The sequence below is a fragment of the Microcystis sp. M090S1 genome, from assembly GCF_020246295.1.
Lineage (GTDB): Bacteria > Cyanobacteriota > Cyanobacteriia > Cyanobacteriales > Microcystaceae > Microcystis > Microcystis aeruginosa.
Genome location: NZ_JADBTF010000478.1, coordinates 1 through 17,281 on the forward strand (window position 1 = coordinate 1; position 17,281 = coordinate 17,281).

Sequence of the window (17,281 nt, forward strand, 5' to 3'; positions counted from 1 at the left end):
AAGCCACTCTTAATCGTGTCTTGGAACGAAATAGAGGCTTTTAAAGACTGCGTACATGGAGAATTAAAACAAGAATTACCCTCGAAAAGCCTATTTTTCCACTAAGTATTTATGCTCATTGCAAAGGTGAGATGCTCCCAGACAAAAGACAAAAGACAAACGGTGTAAAAATACATAATTATCTACACAAGACACCGAGAGCTTTGCCCCAAATTCCGTCGATTTTCCAGCTTTGCCTCTGACGATAGGACATAGGACACCTTCGCCTTCCATCCCGTCCCAAGCATCGAAGGCTCCCTCATCGCCAAAGGAGGAATTAGCAGCTAAATCCTCCATAACATCACTTTCAAAAGGCTGATCCATATATAGCGGTGTGCAGTCGTATGAGGTACAGTGTCACGAGCTATAAACCATGCTAGGCAAAGCTTGGTCTGTATCTCACTCAAGCGCTTACCGCTATAAGTACCTTCCTGAGCGCAAGTAGTCGCTAAAATGTCGATAAAATTAAGAACAATTTCGACGGAATTAGGTCTGACCTAACCTTGTCTGTCTTCTCGTATTCCACATCGAGAGCTAGAGCGAGATATTGCTAAGGAGTATTCTGCTATCTAGCTCTCTATTGCTGTTTAGTATAGATTGTTCCTCTCCCTCTTACCAGTCACACGATCTAGGTCACTTATTTGGTGTAACTCATTTAAGGGACGTTGTAGTAATTTTCAATAGTCGTGACTGATATCTGCAAGTGCAATTCTTTTCTCAGAGCGAAATTGCGCCTGAGAATAATCAACTAAGTCTCTCATTACTTTGGCAAAATGATATTAGACTTCCTGTAAAAAATTTTAAAACCTCTGGTTGAGTCAGCATTGTCCGAATCAGCCGTCAAAAGGAAAAAATACAGATCAAAGAGTTTTTGAACTGACAGAAACCTTATTTATCGGACAAAATGCCTGAATTTACTAAACCGAGAAGTCTCCTCTCTCCTGAATCGGTAAGAAGTCTTTGTTTTGAGTTGTCGGTCGTCAACACCAAATTAGGTTACACTTCATCGACCCGAAGGTTAATGCGGATGGAGGGACTCGAACCCACACATCAAAAAGATACTAGAACCTAAATCTAGCGCGTCTACCAATTCCGCCACATCCGCAAATATGTCAGCATACCTCATCATAGCATAAGATACTATAGGAAAGATAAAATTTTTTATTCTTAATAATTTTATGCTCTTAGGTTTTGTCTTTCAGTCCCCCGGCCCGATCCTCTGGGAGATCGGACCGATTTCGGTGCGCTGGTATGGATTTCTCATCGCTATGGCGGTATTATTGGGTGTCACCCTCTCCCAGTACCTCGCCCAAAAAAGAGCGATCGATCCCGATTTAATCGCTGATTTGGCCATTTGGTTAGTAGTGGGGGCTATACCTGCAGCCCGTCTGTACTATGTTCTCTTTCAGTGGCAAGAATACGCGCAAAATCCTGCCGATATTATCGCCATTTGGAAGGGAGGTATCGCTATTCACGGGGCAATTATCGGGGGTTTGCTGGCGGCCCTAATCTTTGCCCGCATTAATCGGGTTTCTCTTTGGCAATTACTCGATCTGGTGGCCCCTTCAGTTATTCTCGGTCAAGCGATTGGACGTTGGGGTAACTTTTTTAATTCGGAAGCTTTTGGCAGTCCGACTAATTTACCTTGGAAGTTGTTTATTCCTCCGGCTAGTCGTCCTTTAGAATATATCGCCGTCGATTATTTTCACCCCACCTTTCTCTACGAATCTCTCTGGAATATGGGAGTTTTTACCCTACTCATCTATCTATTTTTCTGGGGTTTAAAACACCCGGGTAAATTAAAAATTGGCACCCTTACCCTAGTCTATTTTATCGCCTACAGTCTAGGTAGATTCTGGATCGAGGGGCTACGCACCGATAGTTTAATGTTTGGGCCTCTAAAAATGGCGCAAATAATTAGTTTAGGAGCGATCGCTATCGGTATTTTCGGGTTATTCTGGTTATATAAACTGCAGCGTCCTTTACCGGATGTGGTGGCGACCGTCAGTTATAATCAAAAGTTACCCTAGCTAACCCTGACAATGGATCTAGTAACGATTTTTCAACAGGTTTTAAACGGTTTATCGATCGGTAGTGTCTATGCTATTTTTGCCCTCGGTTACACTTTGATTTTTTCCATTTTAGGGATTATCAATTTTGCCCATGGCGCAATTTTTACCCTCGGTGCCTATTTTACCTACGCTCTAGCGGGGGGAGTTTTCGGTTTTAATGGTTTATTGGCTAATGCCAAATTACCCTTTTCCTTACCCTTTTTTTTGGCACTCTTGCTAGGCTGTATCCTTTCAGGTTTCACCTCGGTTCTTCTGGAAAGATTGGCCTTTAAACCCCTCCGGGTAAGGGGTTCCGATTCTCTCTTAACTCTGGTTTCTAGCCTAGGGGCAGCCGTGGTGATTGTCAATGTCATTCAATACTTATTCGGGGCAGAAATTTATACTTTTCCCGATGGGATTTATGGCAATCTTCCCCCCGCAATTAATTTTGGTACAGCCGATCGCCCCGTGGCAATTCGCACAATTCAGATTATTATTTTTCTGGTTTCAGCAGTGATGGTAGCTTTACTGACTTATTGGGTTAATTTCACCAAAATGGGCAAAGCTTTACAAGCGGTAGCTGAAGATGTCACCACTGCCAGTTTGTTGGGGATCAATCCCGAAAAATTTATCGTGATTACCTTTTTTATTAGTGGTGCCTTGGCAGGTTTAGCAGGAACTTTAGTCGGTTCTAGTGTTAGTATCGCTGGCCCCTATTTCGGTATTGCTTTCGGATTAAAAGGTTTAGGAGTGATTGTTTTAGGGGGATTGGGAAGTATCCCCGGAGCGGTAATCGGTGGTTTATTATTGGGTATTGCCGAAGCTTTTGTTCCCGCAGAATATTCCGGTTATCGAGAGGCGATCGCTTTTGCTATTCTCTTTATTATGTTGTTAGTTCGTCCCCAGGGTTTACTAGGCAGAAAGTTAATTCAAAAAGTCTAAGTCGGTTTAATTGGCCGAGAGAAAAACTGTTTTTCCCGACAAAGAAGATTGATAGGCAGCATAGGCCACTTCTAGGGCATAAAGACTGGCTTGGGGAGTAACATAGAGAGGAGCCCGATCGAACAGATAATCTAGCACCATGGCGGTATCTTTGGCAAAAAGACCGCGACGGGTTTCCGCTTCTAAAGCTTGGCTACCTTCACTATTAATTAACTGCCCTGTTTCCCCTTCAAAAATTAAGCTGCCCCCCTCGCCATGAATAGTGAAAGTTCGCTCATTTTGCCAAAAAACGTCCCCTTTACCGTAGGTAACTTCAGCAATTAAGCCATTTTTAAATAATAACTGCGCCTCACACAAACAGGCTAGAAAATAATCGGATTCCGGGGCATTCCAATAACGACAATGACAGGATACGGACTCCACTTCCCCAAATAAATTAGTAAAGCGATGGATACGAGAAAGGGCAGCGATCAAAGGAAAACCGAATAAATCCCGATGAAATGTCCAGCGCCGGGGTGCCGGTCTGCCGGGGGCGATCGTGGTATAACGGGCTAGGTGGATATTGCCGAGGGTGGCTAAATACTGCTGTTGGGTTTGATGCAGTCCCCCCAAAAGTTCAATATGTTCGACGTGCAGTAATTTGTTCTCGGTTTCGGCTAGGGTGATTAATTCTTCCGCCTCTTTCGGGTGAAAAGCTAGGGGATACTCGACGATAACGTGCTTACCGGATTTTAAGGCAGTACGGGCGATCGAGGCATGGGCCTGATTAACATTGGCAACGACAATCAGATCGAGATCGGGATGGCTGGCCAGGCTTACTGCCGAATCTAGGGCAGAAATTTGGTATTTTTGCGAGAAATTAGCGATCGATTCGGCACTATTACCGCTAACATACAGAAGCCTGGCGCGATCATCCGCTTGCCAGCTTTCAGCGCGACGTTGAGCGGCGAACCCTGTGCCAACTATACCAATTTTTAGGGGACGATGAGAAGTCATCGGGGGCATTCTGGCGACATTAATTATCGGGAAGTGGGGTGTGGGAAGTGGGGTGCGGGGAGATAGGGGTGCGGGGAGATAGGGGAGTGGGGAGATAGGGGAGTGGGGAGATAGGGGAATTTCAACTAATACCCCAAAACCCTAAAACCCCAACTCCCTAAAACCCCAACTCTCAACTCCTGAATACTTTCTACAGCAATTCTGCCTTTCCTAGCTTTATCTTGGCAATTAACTCATCTATTATCTCAAAAATAGCACTCTAAAAGATGTGGGAGGGTGAATTCAAATTTTTAATGGACAACGCCAATTTTTTGCTCCTGTTTAGGCCCCAGATCTTCTAAACCGCGATCGGTTGTCGGGGAGCATGACGACTAGGGGAAACCACCACGGGAGTTGGCGACACTGTACAGGTTAATTCTAGAGACTGTTCTAAACTAACCACCCGATTGAGTTGTTGCCATTCAGTACTAAAAGGAGGCATCGCTAGAGCGCAGGCTTTCCAATGAGCTTCGACGGGAACATCTAGTTGTTGACAAGTGCCACCGCGCCGACCTTGGGTTTGATAGTATCGGCAGTATCGACAGGAAGAAGTAAGAAAGTTTGCGGCTTGCATGGTTTGGCTTTAAAAGGAAGATGATTATAAGGAACTCAAGGGATGACTCTCTTTTCGCTCTGTGTAATATTGTCCTACCCTGTGCCAAGGGTATTTTCCTGACTACCACAGCTAGAACTGATATGCCATATAGTTTTTAGTGATCCCCAAAAAAAATTTTATTTTTAGAATCTTTTAATAGTTACTTTGCAAAAAGCAGCACTGTCTCAAAACTGAAGAGTTTAACTCAGTTGTGGCCGAGGTTATTGGGTCTAGTATCAGCAATAACAGAACGGGGATCAAGCCTTAGCTCGATAGAATTGATGAATACAGGTTCAATTAAGACAGAAAAGATCCGCCAATTGATTCCTGACTCAAAACCACTCTTTCCACAATACTATAAAAAAATTGCATCTTTTACCCCGCCCGACTGGGCAAAACAAAAAGCACAACATTGCCAACGCTCAAGCTCTCCGGAGGGAGTGGGAGACTGACAACGAGGGCAAATTGGCCAGGATCGGGTTCTATGACGTATTTTCTGGCTCCAAGTCTCTAAACCGTCCAGTGGCTGGGGATTTTCTGGCGGTTTTTCCGGGGTGACATAGCTAGGATGATCTCTGAGGGAATTAGGCGCGATCGCTTCTAGCGGAATTAACTGACTATCCTGCTGCCAACGGGCAGCAGAAAAGCGGATATCGCTCAAGGGAGTCTCTAACTGACTATTAAGCCGTTTTAATAAGCTATAGCGTTGTAAAGACAATTCCTGTGCTAAAGCGGCGCTATTGGTAGCCACCGATAAAACCCCGCGACTCAGGGAAAAAGGCCGGGTTTGCTCAAGCAGACGGGGATTAATAATTTTTGGCCACAATTGCAGCACTTGATCATAGTGGCGATATTCTTCCCAACCCGCCTGTTGAGTAATAACCGCCAAAATTTTGTCAAGAGAATGTAAAGACATAGGGAAAATCTAGGGAATACCACGTTAGACTAGGACGAAAAAACCCCCTAACTTTTCAGCATAACCTTTAATACCCTCATGAAATCCGATCGATCCCCATCCCCCCAAGATTCCCCTCTCTCGATCGTCCATCAACCCAGTTCAGCCATCGATCCCGCTCGGGAACCAGAATACCTAGAAGCTGCTGTCATTAACGTCTATCCCCAAGCTGAAGATGTCTTTTTTACCCCTTGGGGTATCCGGGCAATGGTGATCTTTTTAATTGCTAATAGTCTCCTCAGTCTCAATCAATGGTTAACCAATACTACCCCCACCCAGACGAAAGCTGAGAATTCCCCCCTCGAGCAGCGCCAAAATAACTCCCGCCACCTCGATCGATTGATAGCGATCGCTCGCCCAGTACAGAAAACTCCTCAAACCAGTCCGATCGTTAATATTCCCGCTCCTCCCCTTAAAACTAGCCCGATCGCTAACATTCCCGCCCCACCAGTGGTTCAGAGTCCCCCCACCGCTATCAATCTGACTAATGCCCTCTTACCCCCGAATCCGCCACCATCCCCAATGCCGGCCCATCAATTACCCGTCAGTAAGATCAAGCAATCTTTACCCGTCGCCCCCCCGGACCCCAGTACCCCTCCAGCATCTTCCCTAGTTTCCGCACCACCACCGCCACCGCCCCAAGTCACCCCCGCCCCCTCGACCGCGATCATTAACGAACGAATGTTGGAGGAATTGCGTCAAAGAGAAGAATCACCCGCTAATTTACCCTTTTTTCAACGGGAAAAAGCCCGTCGTCTGGCCAATCAAAACCGACAGGAGGCGGTGGAGTTAATGAAACAGTTACCGCCAGAATTACAAGCATCCCCTTCTCCCAGTAGTCCGGCACCTTCAGAAACAGCCGATCCCTCCCAGTCCCCCGTCCCTAGTTCTATCATTATTGATAGGAGCGGCACTTCGGTAAACTATTAGGGTTCCTATCGGGAGGACGGCAATGGGTTTGTTTGATCGCATGGGCCAAGCAATTCGCGCCCAAGTCAATAGTCTGATTCAGGAAAATCAAGATCCCGAAAAACTACTGGAAAAGGCGATCTTGGCGATGGAAGGGGAATTGATGCAAATGCGACAAGCCCTGGCGGCAGCCGTCGCTACCCAGAAACGTACCGAGCGCCAACGACAACAACAGGAAAAAGCGGCCCAAACTTGGCACGAACGCGCCCAATTAGCCCTACATCACGGTAACGAGGAACTCGCCCGCCAAGCTCTCAGCCAATGGCAAACCTATCAAAGTCAGATCGCCCCCCTACAAACCTCCCTGCAACAACAGACGGCTATTATACAAAAGTTAAAGAAAGAACTCTTGACAATTGAACGCAAATATGCTGAGATGAAAGCACAGAAAAGCCTTTATGTGGCCAGATTGCGATCAGCGAGTGCCAGTCAAAAAGCCCAAGAAATCATGGGCAGTTTGAACAGCAGTCAGATGGGGACTATTTTCGAGAAACTAGAAGCAAAAGTCTTAGAAGCCGAATCCCAAGCCGATTTAATCCAGTATAAAGACCCCTTAGAGCGACAATTCCAAGATTTGGAGGGACAAAAACAAATTGAAGCCGAATTACTCAAGTTAAAACAAGAAAACTTGGATGGGTGATGTGGGAAGTGGGAAGTATTTTCAGTGAAAAGTAATCAGTAATCGGTAATCAGTGAATTGAAAACTCATATCTGACTCATGAATACTGACTGCTGATTGCTTCTGTGGTTGCTCAGAAATTTGGGTTGAAAACCCCGTCCTTTTAGGATGGCCTTGTGCTAAAATACCCACAGGTGGTTCCGACCGTGAGAACGTGAGCAAACAGGTTAAACGTCCTACTCCGTGATCTGAAAATTTCTAACAGTCAATGGTGTTTAATTAAGTCCAAACTGTCAGAACGCCAAACAATTAAATACTGTGGGACACACAGAAATTTACGCTTGGGGAGTAGTCTTTAAGAGTGCTTGCCTTATAGGTGTAGTCGGACTAGATATGAAACTGTAAGTCCAAAGCTAACTTAGTTAGTAGAGGCCGGATTCAGCCCAAGAATCTCCGCACTTTTAGGGCGGAGAGTGTCAAATTGGATAATAAGCCGTTAGGCAAGATAGGAAATTTTAAGAACAGTTAACTGATTTAGTACACACCGAGAGGAACAAGAGCGTCATGGGTTTATTCGATCGCCTTAGCCGAGTTGTCCGAGCTAACCTCAATGATATGGTGAGCAAGGCTGAAGATCCAGAAAAAATGCTGGAGCAAGCTGTCAGTGATATGCAAGAGGATCTAGTACAGGTACGTCAAGCGGTCGCTAGAGCGATCGCCGAACAGCGACAAACGGAACAAAAATACAGCAAAGACCAGTCAGAAGCCAATAAATGGGAACAAAGAGCCAAATTAGCCCTTTCTAAAGGGGATGAAACTCTCGCCAGGGAAGCTCTTAAACGCAAGAAAGATTTCACGGAAACCGCCGCCATTCTCAAAAATCAACTGGATCAGCAAACGGTACAGGTAGAAAGTCTGAGAAAAAACTTGATTGCGCTCGAAAGTAAGATTTCTGAGGCAAAAACCAAGAAAAATATGTTAGTAGCTCGCTCCAGAGCCGCAAAAGCTAACGAAGAAATCCAAAAAACCCTCGGCAGTATCGATACCAGTAGTTCCATGTCCGCTTTTGAGCGCATGGAAGAAAAAGTTGTGCAGATAGAAGCCCGTAGTCAAGCGATCGGTGAATTGGGTGGCATCGACATGGAACGTCAATTCGCTGCACTAGAATCGGGTAGCGATGTGGAGGATGAATTAGCAATGCTGAAAGCACAAATGTCCGGGGGAGCATTACCCCCCAGCACAACTTCTAGTCAACCCACTTTACCCCAAGCAACCACCGTCAGGGATTCGGCAGTGGATGCAGAATTAGAGGAATTGCGATCGAAGTTAAAAGAACTGTAAAACTTTGAGAGCGTCGAGACGTACTATCTACGGTACGTCTCTATTTATTAATTAATTTTGTTGTTGAGATAGGGAATAAGCTAAGAGGAATTTTAACCACCTATCCTTAGATTAGTTCTCCCCCAATCCCTTTACTTTTGCCTCTTGGCTCATCTCAACAAGCAATTTAAATACGCGGGCAGCTTATCCCTGTTGTTAGTGCCGCACAATGGCGGCTTTGTCGATATTAAACATCTGATTAGGTTTTGCCGAGCAGAATTATCCACCCTATTCCGTTAATCCTTCAGCGTGTTTAACCGAGCGTAGTTGGTTAAGAAATTGCTCTATTTCTTGAGTTTTATCGATCTTCGGCGGTAAATTAAAGCCATATTCAAGAGGAGCATCAATAACAAGAATTTTTTGATTATTGATGTTACTTTCGTCAATCAACCATAAAGCATGAGTTTGATAAGCTGGAATCACTAATAATCTGACTATGATATTTTCTTCAGGGATATTTTCATCAATCCAGCTAATAGCTTGATCGAATTTTTCTGCTAATTCCGATTGAAAAATTCCATCCACAGACCAATCTGTAGGTTCACTGCCAAGGCTACTAGAGCGAGCGTAGGCGATCGGGGTATTATCTGATTTTACTTGCAGATGCCATTGCCCTGATGGACGAGCTAAACGGGTTAAATCGTTGGTTGGTTCAACCACTGCATTTGCGGGTAGATTCCAGACATCTACACTTTCATGCAAAGCAGGGGAAACTGCACCGAGAGACTCAGTTATTCTAGACAAGCTAAAACCTACTTTTCTTTGTAATTGAGTTAAAACGTCATCGGGTAAAGTTTTAAAATGTGCCATTTTAGTTTATCTCCTAATATTAATCCATGTCCATCGCCATTGACCTTCGCCATAGGCAGTTTTAACTCGATCGTAGGGAATAATTATTTCACCCCGCCAAGGATCATAAATGATGACCTGGGGGACTGAATCAATTATATCCCAACCGACTACTAAAACGGCATGACCCCCTCCTCCATTCCATTTAAAACCGATTTCTACTGCACGTTGATTATCAAGTTCAGTTTGTAAGGTGGTAAATTCAATCAAACCATTAATATAAATTGGATTAAAACTATACCTTACCCACATAGGAGCAATATTAAGAATTGGCAAGGGTTTATTGCACAATGAACTATTGGGTGAACTGCAACAACCTGTTAATTCAAAAGCAACATTGGCAAGGTTACATTGCTGCGTTGTGATGTCATCATTTTGCTGAAAAACCATCTGCATTGAAGCCGCCCAACACCATTGGGTTTGTTCTTGTTTAATCCAAGTGATTTTGTTAATTCTAGTGGCTTGCCCTAGGGTATCATCGCTGACAAAAGCTAAAAAAGCTGCTGCTTGTAAAATGATCGGCTTTCCTTGTTCAACTCTTAAAGGCATCGATTTTTTCTGGGAGTGATATAAAGTAATTGGAAAAAGAGTAACTCAGCAGCATAACTTTGTTACTCTTAATTATCATTAGAACAGTGATTCTAAAACTCAGCACTAATAGAAATTCCAACAGACACACGACCTAGAGCATCTTCCCCCGTCTGAGCAAAAGCAACTATTCTCTGAGGAAGAGTGTTAGGAGGTGTTTCCCAGTCTAGATTAATTGCAGCACCTGTAATTAATTTTGTCCAATCAGGAGCGGCACCATCTCCTATGGTTTCTCCCACTGCATCCACAAGTGCATCAGCAATAACTTTAGCTAAACCTTTACTTGCTGCAGATAAAAAGACTTTGGCCGCTTCTTCAGGAGTGCCTCCTAAGCTACCACTTAAGTCAGCAGGTAATTGAATACCGTCAATTTTTGCCATATTTAACACTCTACTTTCATTTGATGTTTTTAGTCTATCTGACTGACATAAAAATAACATTTGGATCGACTATCAATATGTTCTTTAATTAATTCTTCATTTTTTATTGATTAAATGCTAGTTACTAAACGGTAAACAACGGAAATTGTCGGTATTTTTATTAAGCCTCTTTACAAAAGTCGGATAATAACGGATAATGACGGTAGATGGTAATCTGGCTGAAAGCAAAAAAGTCATTCACATGGATACTCAAGAGATTTTTAACCTTATTGATGAGGTGGTTTTTAGGCAAACAGGAAAACACCTAGATACTTTACAATTGGGGATTTTAAAAAGCGTTTTTAATGGTTATAAATATGCTCAAATCGCCCAAGATTATAAATGCAGTGAAGGTCATGCTAGAGATAAAGCCTATGAACTTTGGCACATTCTCTCAGAAGCATTAGGCGAAGATTTAAACAAATCAAATGTTCGATCAGCAATTGAAAGATTAATAATTACTAATAGTAGCAATAACTTGGTTAATTCTGGACAAATTGAAAAACTTAATTTTTGTCCCAACTCCCCTCAATCTCTTGAAAACTTAGCCACGGATAATTCTGATATAATTGAAACCGAAAACTTGTTGATTGAAGAAAAATTAAAAGAAGCAAAACTAGAAACCGTTCCCAAACTGGTGCAAGTAGGGCTAACTGCTGAACAAATTGCTCAAGCCCTCGATTTACCTTTGTCATTAATTTTAGAAACTTTAAGGTAATTTCTTAATGGATAGCACAATAGTTTTTTTGTCAAAATCTCAGAAAGAATCGAGGCAATGTTATTCTTAATGTCCCTCTGCTTATTAGTTTATAATCTCGGTGAGGGAGAACTGAGAAACAACTTACAGCCTTTCTCATAAAGATGAAGTATAACCTAAATTGGTATCTACGACCGAAGACCAGTTAATGTTAACCGTTCTGGCGTTCCCAAAAAAGAGAAACTTGTACCTCATTATTATAAAAAATACCCAAGCAATGCCGCTCAAAACCCTTTAATTCTGAAGATAATCCTAAGATTCACCCCGAAAAAGAGCCAGAAAGGTGAGGATAGCTAGGATGGAAGTGAAAAGCAATTTTGACTCGAAATTATCCCAAGGGATCGATCGCATTTAACGAAACCCTTACCCTAACAGCATAGGACAAGAGAAGGACTTACTAAGGAGAAACCCAGCCATGAAAATCGGCGTAATCAAAGAAAGTGACCAAGGCGAGGCGCGGGTGGCGCTAGTGCCGGATACCGTCGCCCGTTTAGTCAAGGCGGGATTTGAGGTAATTGTCCAAAATGGGGCGGGAATTAGCGCTAACTTTGCCGATAGTGCCTATAGTGCCGTGGGAGCCGCCCTGAGCGAAAACAGCGAATATATCTATGAAACTGCTGATATTATTCTCAAAGTGGTCCCTCCTAGCGATAGCGAGATCGATCGCCTGAAAAATGGTGGTATCCTCATCGGCTTTCTCGATCCCCTGCGTCAACCCCGGCGCATTGCCAAATTAGCCGAGCGCGGGATCACCGCTTTGAGCATGGAATTAATTCCCCGCAGTAGTCGCGCCCAGAGTATGGATGCCCTCTCCTCTCAGGCTAACCTCGCCGGTTACAAAGCGGTACTCCTCGCCGCCGTGCAGCTGCCGAAAATGTTCCCGATGATGACTACCGCCGCCGGGACGATCGCCCCAGCCAAAGTGCTGGTATTGGGGGCAGGAGTTGCTGGATTGCAAGCTTGCGCTACCGCCCGCCGTTTGGGGGCAGTGGTGGAGGCTTTTGATATTCGTCCCCAAGTCAAAGAAGAAGTGCAGAGTGTCGGGGCGAAATTTATTGAAATGCCCCTAGAAGAAGATACCGTCGCCGATAACGGTTACGCCAAAGAGGTTTCTCTTAGCACACAGGAGCGCATTTGTCAAGCCCTAACGGAACCAATTAAGCGGGCTGATGTGGTGATCACCACGGCCCAAGTACCGGGGAAACAGGCCCCCCTGCTAGTCACCAAAGAAATGATCGCCACCATGAAAGCGGGGTCGGTAATCGTTGATTTAGCGGCGGAACAGGGCGGAAATTGCGCCTACACCCAACCGGGACGAGAAATCATCGTTAATGGGGTAAAAATCGTCGGAGCCGTTAATCTTCCTGCCACAGTGGCCACCAATGCCAGCCAGATGTACGCCAAAAACCTGCAAATGCTGCTACAACTTCTAGTCAGCAAAGACGGCAGTTTAAACCTCGATTTTGCCGATGACATCATTGATAGTGCCTGTGTCACCCACGCCGGCGAAATCCGCAACCAACGCATTAAATCCGCCCTCAGTGAACAGTTATCCGCTTTTTAGCTATCAGGATTCAGGAGTCAGTATTCAGTATTCAGGAGGCAGTATTCTCCCCACTTCCCCAATCCCCCACTTCCCCAATCCCCCACTTCCCACTTCCCCAATCCCCCATCACCCCAATCCCCCATCACCCCAATCCCCCATCCCCCAAACCCTATCCCCTTTTTACTTAACCAATGACTGCCCAACTTTTAACCGCTTTAGTGGTATTTGTCCTCGCTTCCTTTGTCGGTTTCGAGGTAATCAATAAAGTCCCTCCCACTCTCCATACACCCCTGATGTCGGGAGCGAATGCAATTTCAGGTATCGCCGTTGTCGGTGCGCTCCTCATCGCCGGAGGCACGGATTGGCACCAATTAACCGTAATTTTAGGGTTAATTGCCGTTATTTTGGCGATGGTTAACGTGGTCGGTGGTTTTGTCGTTACCGATCGAATGCTGCAAATGTTCAAGAAAAAAGAGGCTAAATCATGAATAATGCCCTTATCACAGGGATCGAGTTGTCCTATCTACTTGCCGCCATTTTATTTATCATCGGTCTTAAACAATTATCTTCCCCCGCTACCGCCCGTCAAGGCAATTTTCTGGCTGCCATCGGGATGCTAATCGCCATTATTGCCACCTTAATCAATCAAGAAATCCTCAGCTATGGTTTAATCGCCGTGGCGTTGGTGATTGGCTCGATTATCGGCCTAGTTTCGGCGCAAAAAGTCCCGATGACAGCTATGCCCCAAATGGTGGGGATTTTTAACGGTTTAGGCGGTGCTGCCAGTGCTTTAATTGCCATTGGCGAATACTGGCGTTTACTGCAAAGTGGTGAAAATATTGCCTTTGACTCGATACTGATCGCTATTTTGGGTGTATTGATCGGTGGTGTCACTTTTACCGGTAGTGTCCTCGCTTTTGCCAAATTACAGGAATTAATCAGTGGCGCGCCCGTAACTTTTCCTTTCCAACAACCCTTTAACATTCTCTTGCTACTCACCTTTTTAGGGGGTAGTGTCTATCTCTTTTTTGATCCCACCTCGATCGATGTTTTCCTGACCTTGGTGGCACTTTCCCTAATTTTCGGGGCTTTATTCGTGCTTCCCATCGGCGGCGGCGATATGCCCGTGGTTATCTCGCTCTTAAACTCTTTTTCGGGACTTGCCGCCAGCGTAGTCGGTTTTATCCTGATGAATAGTATGCTGATCATCGCCGGTGCTTTGGTGGGTGCGTCGGGGATTATCCTGACTCAGATCATGTGTAAAGCCATGAATAGATCCCTGGCTAGTGTACTATTTGGGGCATTCGGGACAGGTGCTAGTGCCGGGGGCGAAGCGAGCGCCACTTCTAGCCTTGATAAATCAGTTCATGCTATTGATTCAGAAGAAGGGGCAATGATGCTCGGTTATGCGCGTTCTGTGGTGATTGTACCCGGTTACGGCATGGCGGTGGCCCAAGCACAACACGCAGTGCGAGAATTAGCCGAACAGTTGGAAAAAAATGGCGTTGAGGTTAAATATGCTATTCACCCCGTGGCGGGAAGAATGCCCGGCCACATGAATGTATTATTGGCCGAAGCTAATGTTCCCTATCCGCAACTCTACGATATGGATGATATTAATCCTGAGTTTGAGCGCGTCGATGTGGCGTTAATTATTGGGGCGAATGATGTGGTTAATCCCGCTGCCCGTCACGATAAAGCTAGTCCCATTTATGGAATGCCAATTCTCGACGTGGATAAGGCACAGCACACGATCGTGATTAAGCGGAGTATGCGATCGGGTTTTGCCGGGGTAGAAAACGAATTATTCTACAATCCCAAAACCTTTATGCTCTTTGGTAGCGCTCAAGATGTGGTAGCACAATTAGTATCACAAGTCAAGGATTTGTCATAATTCTTGACAAATAGGACGGGGTGAAAACCCCGTCTTTTTTTATCTGATTTTCCAGAGTTTAAAGATAATCCAGAACTAATTCCCCTTTGCTCACTTTTTCGGTAATTAAAGTTCTGACTAACTCTAATTCTTCCAGGGTCACTTTACCATCAGACCTCATAGCTAGGGCGATTCTTTCCCTTTCCCCTTGAGTGATCACGCCATCAACACTAGCCTGTTCGATAATAGCGCGCAACTTTTCTAGTTCCTGTTGTTCTTCTGCGGTTAATTCTGCTTGATTAGGACGAGATATTTCCATAAAAATTTCTCCTTGAGTGATCGACACAAACTTGATAATTTTTTTCTAAGTAGTAGAACCCATGGCAGTTATCCCCAGTCAGCATCAGCAATCAGGGACAATGATTTTAGCAAGAGCTAGACCTTGATTCTTGACAGGGAGCCACTAAACCTCAACAGATGATCGATGATAACTGATAGAGCTTACAGTATAGTGATTAATAGAAGCATTTTGCAAAGAATTATCGAGATAAAGAATGGATATTCGATCGACTGACACCTCGCCCCTTACTTGGACAGGAGATACTTTAGCCCTAGGTTTACCAGAAGGAGCCATCGAGATTGCAGGAGAATTGGCAGAATTAAACGATAAACTAGGGGGAAACCTAGGGGATCTCATCTCCGAGACGGAATTCGAGGGAAAATTAGGCAGCAGTGCGGCGACTCGTCTAGGTGGTGGTCCGATTCGCAAATTAATCCTGGTGGGATTGGGAAAAACTGCCGATTTCGACCTGCAAACCCTGCGTCTAGCGGCTGCTGCGATCGCTCGTCTGGCCAAACAACAAAAAAGCCAAGCTCTGGCCATCAGTTTACCAGTAGTTGGCGATCAGTCCGCCACTGCCGGAGCAATCACGGAAGGGCTGCTGCTGGCCACTCATCAGGATACCCGCTTCAAGTCCACTAAGGAGGAAAAAGGAGCCAAATTAGAAACCGTCGAGTTATTGGGTTTAGGAGAGCAAGCATCGGCGATCGCCAAGTCCGAGCAAATCTGTTCCGGGGTGATTCTGGCCAGAGAATTAGTCAATGCTCCCGCTAACACCGTCACCCCCCTGACCATGGCAGAAACCGCCGAGCAAATTGCCAGCGAATACGGATTAAGTCTCAAAATTCTGGAACAGGAAGAATGCGAAAGCTTGGGCATGGGAGCCTTCTTAGGAGTGGCCAAAGCCTCGGATATTCCCCCAAAATTCCTTCATTTAATCTATAAACCCCAAGGAACCCCGAAACGTAAACTAGCAATCGTCGGTAAAAGTTTAACCTTTGATTCCGGCGGTTTGAATATTAAAGGGGCTGGCAGTGGCATCGAAACCATGAAAATGGATATGGGGGGTGGTGCCGCCACCCTAGGCGCAGCCAAGGCGATCGCCCAATTACAGCCAGAAGTGGAAGTACACTTTATCTGTCCGGCTACGGAAAATATGATTAGTGGTCGCGCTATGCACCCCGGGGACATTTTAACCGCTTCTAACGGCAAAACTATTGAAGTCAATAACACCGATGCCGAGGGACGATTAACCCTGGCCGATGGCTTGGTTTTTGCGGAAAAATTAGAGGTGGATGCGATCGTGGATCTAGCCACTTTAACCGGGGCCTGTGTCATCGCTTTGGGGGACGATATCGCCGGTTTATGGAGTAGCGATGAGAGTCTCACTGTTCAACTCCAAGAGGCCGCTAAATTAGCCGGCGAAAAATTCTGGCCAATGCCCCTAGAAGAAAAATATTTCGAGGGGATGAAGTCTCAAATTGCCGATATGAAAAACACCGGCCCGCGCCCCGGCGGTTCCATTACAGCCGCTTTATTTTTGAAGCAATTCATTAATAATACTCCCTGGCTCCACCTAGATATCGCAGGACCGGTCTGGTCCGATAAGGAAAATGGCGTTAATAATTCCGGGGCCACCGGTTTTCCCGTCCGCACTCTAGTTAATTGGGTAATGGCCAATAATTAAGTTATCGGTAAGCAGTAAGCGGTATTAGGTGAGGAGTATTTTCACTGTTTACTGTTTACCGATCCCTGAAAAATCTGCCCCACCCCTCACCCCTATCTCAAGGTCGCGAGAGGACTCCCGTTAAACTGCGTAGCGGTTAACGGGAGATGAATCGCGACCAGAATGAAACTAACGCTGTAGCCTTTCCACTTTTGGGGAGTTTTGGTTCTCGACGTATTTTTTTAGTTGTTCGACAGTAACGTCGCCACAACTAGCCACGAAATAAGCTCCCGCCCAAAAATAGGGTTTGTTGTCGAAATACTTTGCCGCCAAATCCGGAAATTCTTGTCTAATTAAGCGACTACTAACTGTTTTAAGGTTAGCGATTAGTTTGGTCCATGATTGTAATTAGTTGATATACTAGGCAGTAAGTGTTACAATTTAACTATACATCACATCACGAAACTAACGACAGTGATAACGATTACCTACCAGTACAAACTAAAGGTAAACAAGAAACAGGAACGAGAGATTGTCCACATTCTTGATGTTTGTAAGAGCGTTTATAATTACGCGCTCTCGGAACGGAAAGATTGGTTAAACTCTCGAAAGTGTCTTGTGGATCGCTGTTCGCTAGTTTCTGAGTACATAATTCCTG

19 protein-coding genes, 1 tRNA gene and 1 pseudogene are annotated in these 17,281 nt (G+C 45.0%); 11 read left to right on the top strand and 10 right to left on the bottom strand.

What is annotated here, in order from left to right:
• Positions 1 to 90: 90 nt before the first annotated feature.
• Positions 91 to 363, bottom strand: coding sequence for a hypothetical protein (locus IM477_RS20985; protein WP_287733344.1), 273 nt, complete (start codon positions 361 to 363; stop codon positions 91 to 93).
• A 698-nt stretch (positions 364 to 1,061) separates the two neighbouring features.
• A tRNA-Leu gene (locus IM477_RS20990) sits at positions 1,062 to 1,144 on the bottom strand.
• Positions 1,145 to 1,217: 73 nt separating this feature from the next.
• On the opposite strand from IM477_RS20990, the gene lgt reads away from it, so the two are divergent.
• Complete coding sequence (gene lgt / locus IM477_RS20995; protein WP_287733336.1) at positions 1,218 to 2,069, top strand: prolipoprotein diacylglyceryl transferase; 852 nt, start codon at positions 1,218 to 1,220, stop codon at positions 2,067 to 2,069.
• Between the two features lie 12 nt (positions 2,070 to 2,081).
• Positions 2,082 to 3,032: a branched-chain amino acid ABC transporter permease gene (locus IM477_RS21000; RefSeq protein ID WP_002757675.1), complete on the top strand. Its 951-nt coding sequence runs from the start codon at positions 2,082 to 2,084 to the stop codon at positions 3,030 to 3,032.
• 6 nt (positions 3,033 to 3,038) lie between these two features.
• On the opposite strand, the gene IM477_RS21005 is transcribed toward IM477_RS21000, so the two are convergent.
• The 3 genes from IM477_RS21005 to IM477_RS21015 all read right to left on the bottom strand — a co-directional run bounded on the left by IM477_RS21005 (position 3,039) and on the right by IM477_RS21015 (position 5,578).
• Positions 3,039 to 4,037, bottom strand: coding sequence for a Gfo/Idh/MocA family protein (locus IM477_RS21005; protein ID WP_287733337.1), 999 nt, complete (start codon positions 4,035 to 4,037; stop codon positions 3,039 to 3,041).
• Between the two features lie 328 nt (positions 4,038 to 4,365).
• Entirely contained in the window at positions 4,366 to 4,641 is a 276-nt protein-coding gene (locus IM477_RS21010) for a hypothetical protein (RefSeq protein WP_045356513.1), read from the bottom strand.
• A 376-nt stretch (positions 4,642 to 5,017) separates the two neighbouring features.
• On the bottom strand, positions 5,018 to 5,578 hold the full coding sequence (locus IM477_RS21015; protein ID WP_287733338.1) for a DciA family protein: 561 nt from the start codon (positions 5,576 to 5,578) through the stop codon (positions 5,018 to 5,020).
• 78 nt (positions 5,579 to 5,656) lie between these two features.
• Here IM477_RS21015 and IM477_RS21020 point away from each other — a divergent pair, with 78 nt between their 5' ends.
• The 3 genes from IM477_RS21020 (at position 5,657) to IM477_RS21030 (ending at position 8,546) form a co-directional block, all read left to right on the top strand.
• A complete protein-coding gene (locus tag IM477_RS21020; RefSeq protein WP_287733339.1) occupies positions 5,657 to 6,547 on the top strand; it encodes a hypothetical protein in 891 nt (296 codons plus the stop codon).
• A 22-nt stretch (positions 6,548 to 6,569) separates the two neighbouring features.
• On the top strand, positions 6,570 to 7,226 hold the full coding sequence (locus tag IM477_RS21025) for a PspA/IM30 family protein (RefSeq protein ID WP_002782332.1): 657 nt from the start codon (positions 6,570 to 6,572) through the stop codon (positions 7,224 to 7,226).
• Positions 7,227 to 7,769: 543 nt separating this feature from the next.
• Positions 7,770 to 8,546, top strand: a complete 777-nt coding sequence (locus IM477_RS21030; protein ID WP_287733340.1) for a PspA/IM30 family protein — start codon at positions 7,770 to 7,772, stop codon at positions 8,544 to 8,546.
• A gap of 267 nt (positions 8,547 to 8,813) precedes the next feature.
• Here IM477_RS21030 and IM477_RS21035 read toward each other — a convergent pair whose 3' ends face one another.
• The 3 genes from IM477_RS21035 to IM477_RS21045 form a co-directional block, all read right to left on the bottom strand.
• Positions 8,814 to 9,395 carry a hypothetical protein gene (locus IM477_RS21035; protein ID WP_287733341.1) on the bottom strand — a complete coding sequence of 194 codons (582 nt, stop codon included), beginning with the start codon at positions 9,393 to 9,395 and terminating at the stop codon, positions 8,814 to 8,816.
• 6 nt (positions 9,396 to 9,401) lie between these two features.
• A complete protein-coding gene (locus IM477_RS21040; RefSeq protein WP_002757684.1) occupies positions 9,402 to 9,983 on the bottom strand; it encodes a C39 family peptidase in 582 nt (193 codons plus the stop codon).
• A gap of 92 nt (positions 9,984 to 10,075) precedes the next feature.
• Positions 10,076 to 10,462, bottom strand: coding sequence for a hypothetical protein (locus IM477_RS21045; RefSeq protein WP_002757685.1), 387 nt, complete (start codon positions 10,460 to 10,462; stop codon positions 10,076 to 10,078).
• A 181-nt stretch (positions 10,463 to 10,643) separates the two neighbouring features.
• Between IM477_RS21045 and IM477_RS21050 the strand changes: the two genes are divergently transcribed.
• The 4 genes from IM477_RS21050 (at position 10,644) to IM477_RS21065 (ending at position 14,638) form a co-directional block, all read left to right on the top strand.
• Positions 10,644 to 11,159, top strand: a complete 516-nt coding sequence (locus IM477_RS21050) for a helix-turn-helix domain-containing protein (RefSeq protein WP_287733343.1) — start codon at positions 10,644 to 10,646, stop codon at positions 11,157 to 11,159.
• Positions 11,160 to 11,613: 454 nt separating this feature from the next.
• Positions 11,614 to 12,762: a Re/Si-specific NAD(P)(+) transhydrogenase subunit alpha gene (locus tag IM477_RS21055; protein WP_287170501.1), complete on the top strand. Its 1,149-nt coding sequence runs from the start codon at positions 11,614 to 11,616 to the stop codon at positions 12,760 to 12,762.
• A 173-nt stretch (positions 12,763 to 12,935) separates the two neighbouring features.
• The gene (locus IM477_RS21060; RefSeq protein WP_002785583.1) at positions 12,936 to 13,232 is read left to right on the top strand and encodes an NAD(P) transhydrogenase subunit alpha part 2; all 297 of its coding nucleotides are present in this window, start codon (positions 12,936 to 12,938) and stop codon (positions 13,230 to 13,232) included.
• Entirely contained in the window at positions 13,229 to 14,638 is a 1,410-nt protein-coding gene (locus IM477_RS21065; RefSeq protein ID WP_061431468.1) for an NAD(P)(+) transhydrogenase (Re/Si-specific) subunit beta, read from the top strand. Before IM477_RS21060 ends, IM477_RS21065 begins: the two co-directional genes overlap by 4 nt.
• A gap of 58 nt (positions 14,639 to 14,696) precedes the next feature.
• On the opposite strand, the gene IM477_RS21070 is transcribed toward IM477_RS21065, so the two are convergent.
• The gene (locus IM477_RS21070) at positions 14,697 to 14,936 is read right to left on the bottom strand and encodes a hypothetical protein (RefSeq protein WP_002757689.1); all 240 of its coding nucleotides are present in this window, start codon (positions 14,934 to 14,936) and stop codon (positions 14,697 to 14,699) included.
• Between the two features lie 235 nt (positions 14,937 to 15,171).
• Between IM477_RS21070 and IM477_RS21075 the strand changes: the two genes are divergently transcribed.
• Positions 15,172 to 16,644: a leucyl aminopeptidase gene (locus tag IM477_RS21075; RefSeq protein ID WP_190723802.1), complete on the top strand. Its 1,473-nt coding sequence runs from the start codon at positions 15,172 to 15,174 to the stop codon at positions 16,642 to 16,644.
• A 168-nt stretch (positions 16,645 to 16,812) separates the two neighbouring features.
• Here IM477_RS21075 and IM477_RS21080 read toward each other — a convergent pair.
• Positions 16,813 to 17,019 (bottom strand): annotated as a pseudogene (locus IM477_RS21080) (IS200/IS605 family transposase); the annotation flags it as partial.
• 78 nt (positions 17,020 to 17,097) lie between these two features.
• Between IM477_RS21080 and IM477_RS21085 the strand changes: the two are divergent.
• Positions 17,098 to 17,281: helix-turn-helix domain-containing protein (locus tag IM477_RS21085; protein WP_287733342.1), on the top strand; the 184-nt coding region annotated here is incomplete at its 3' end.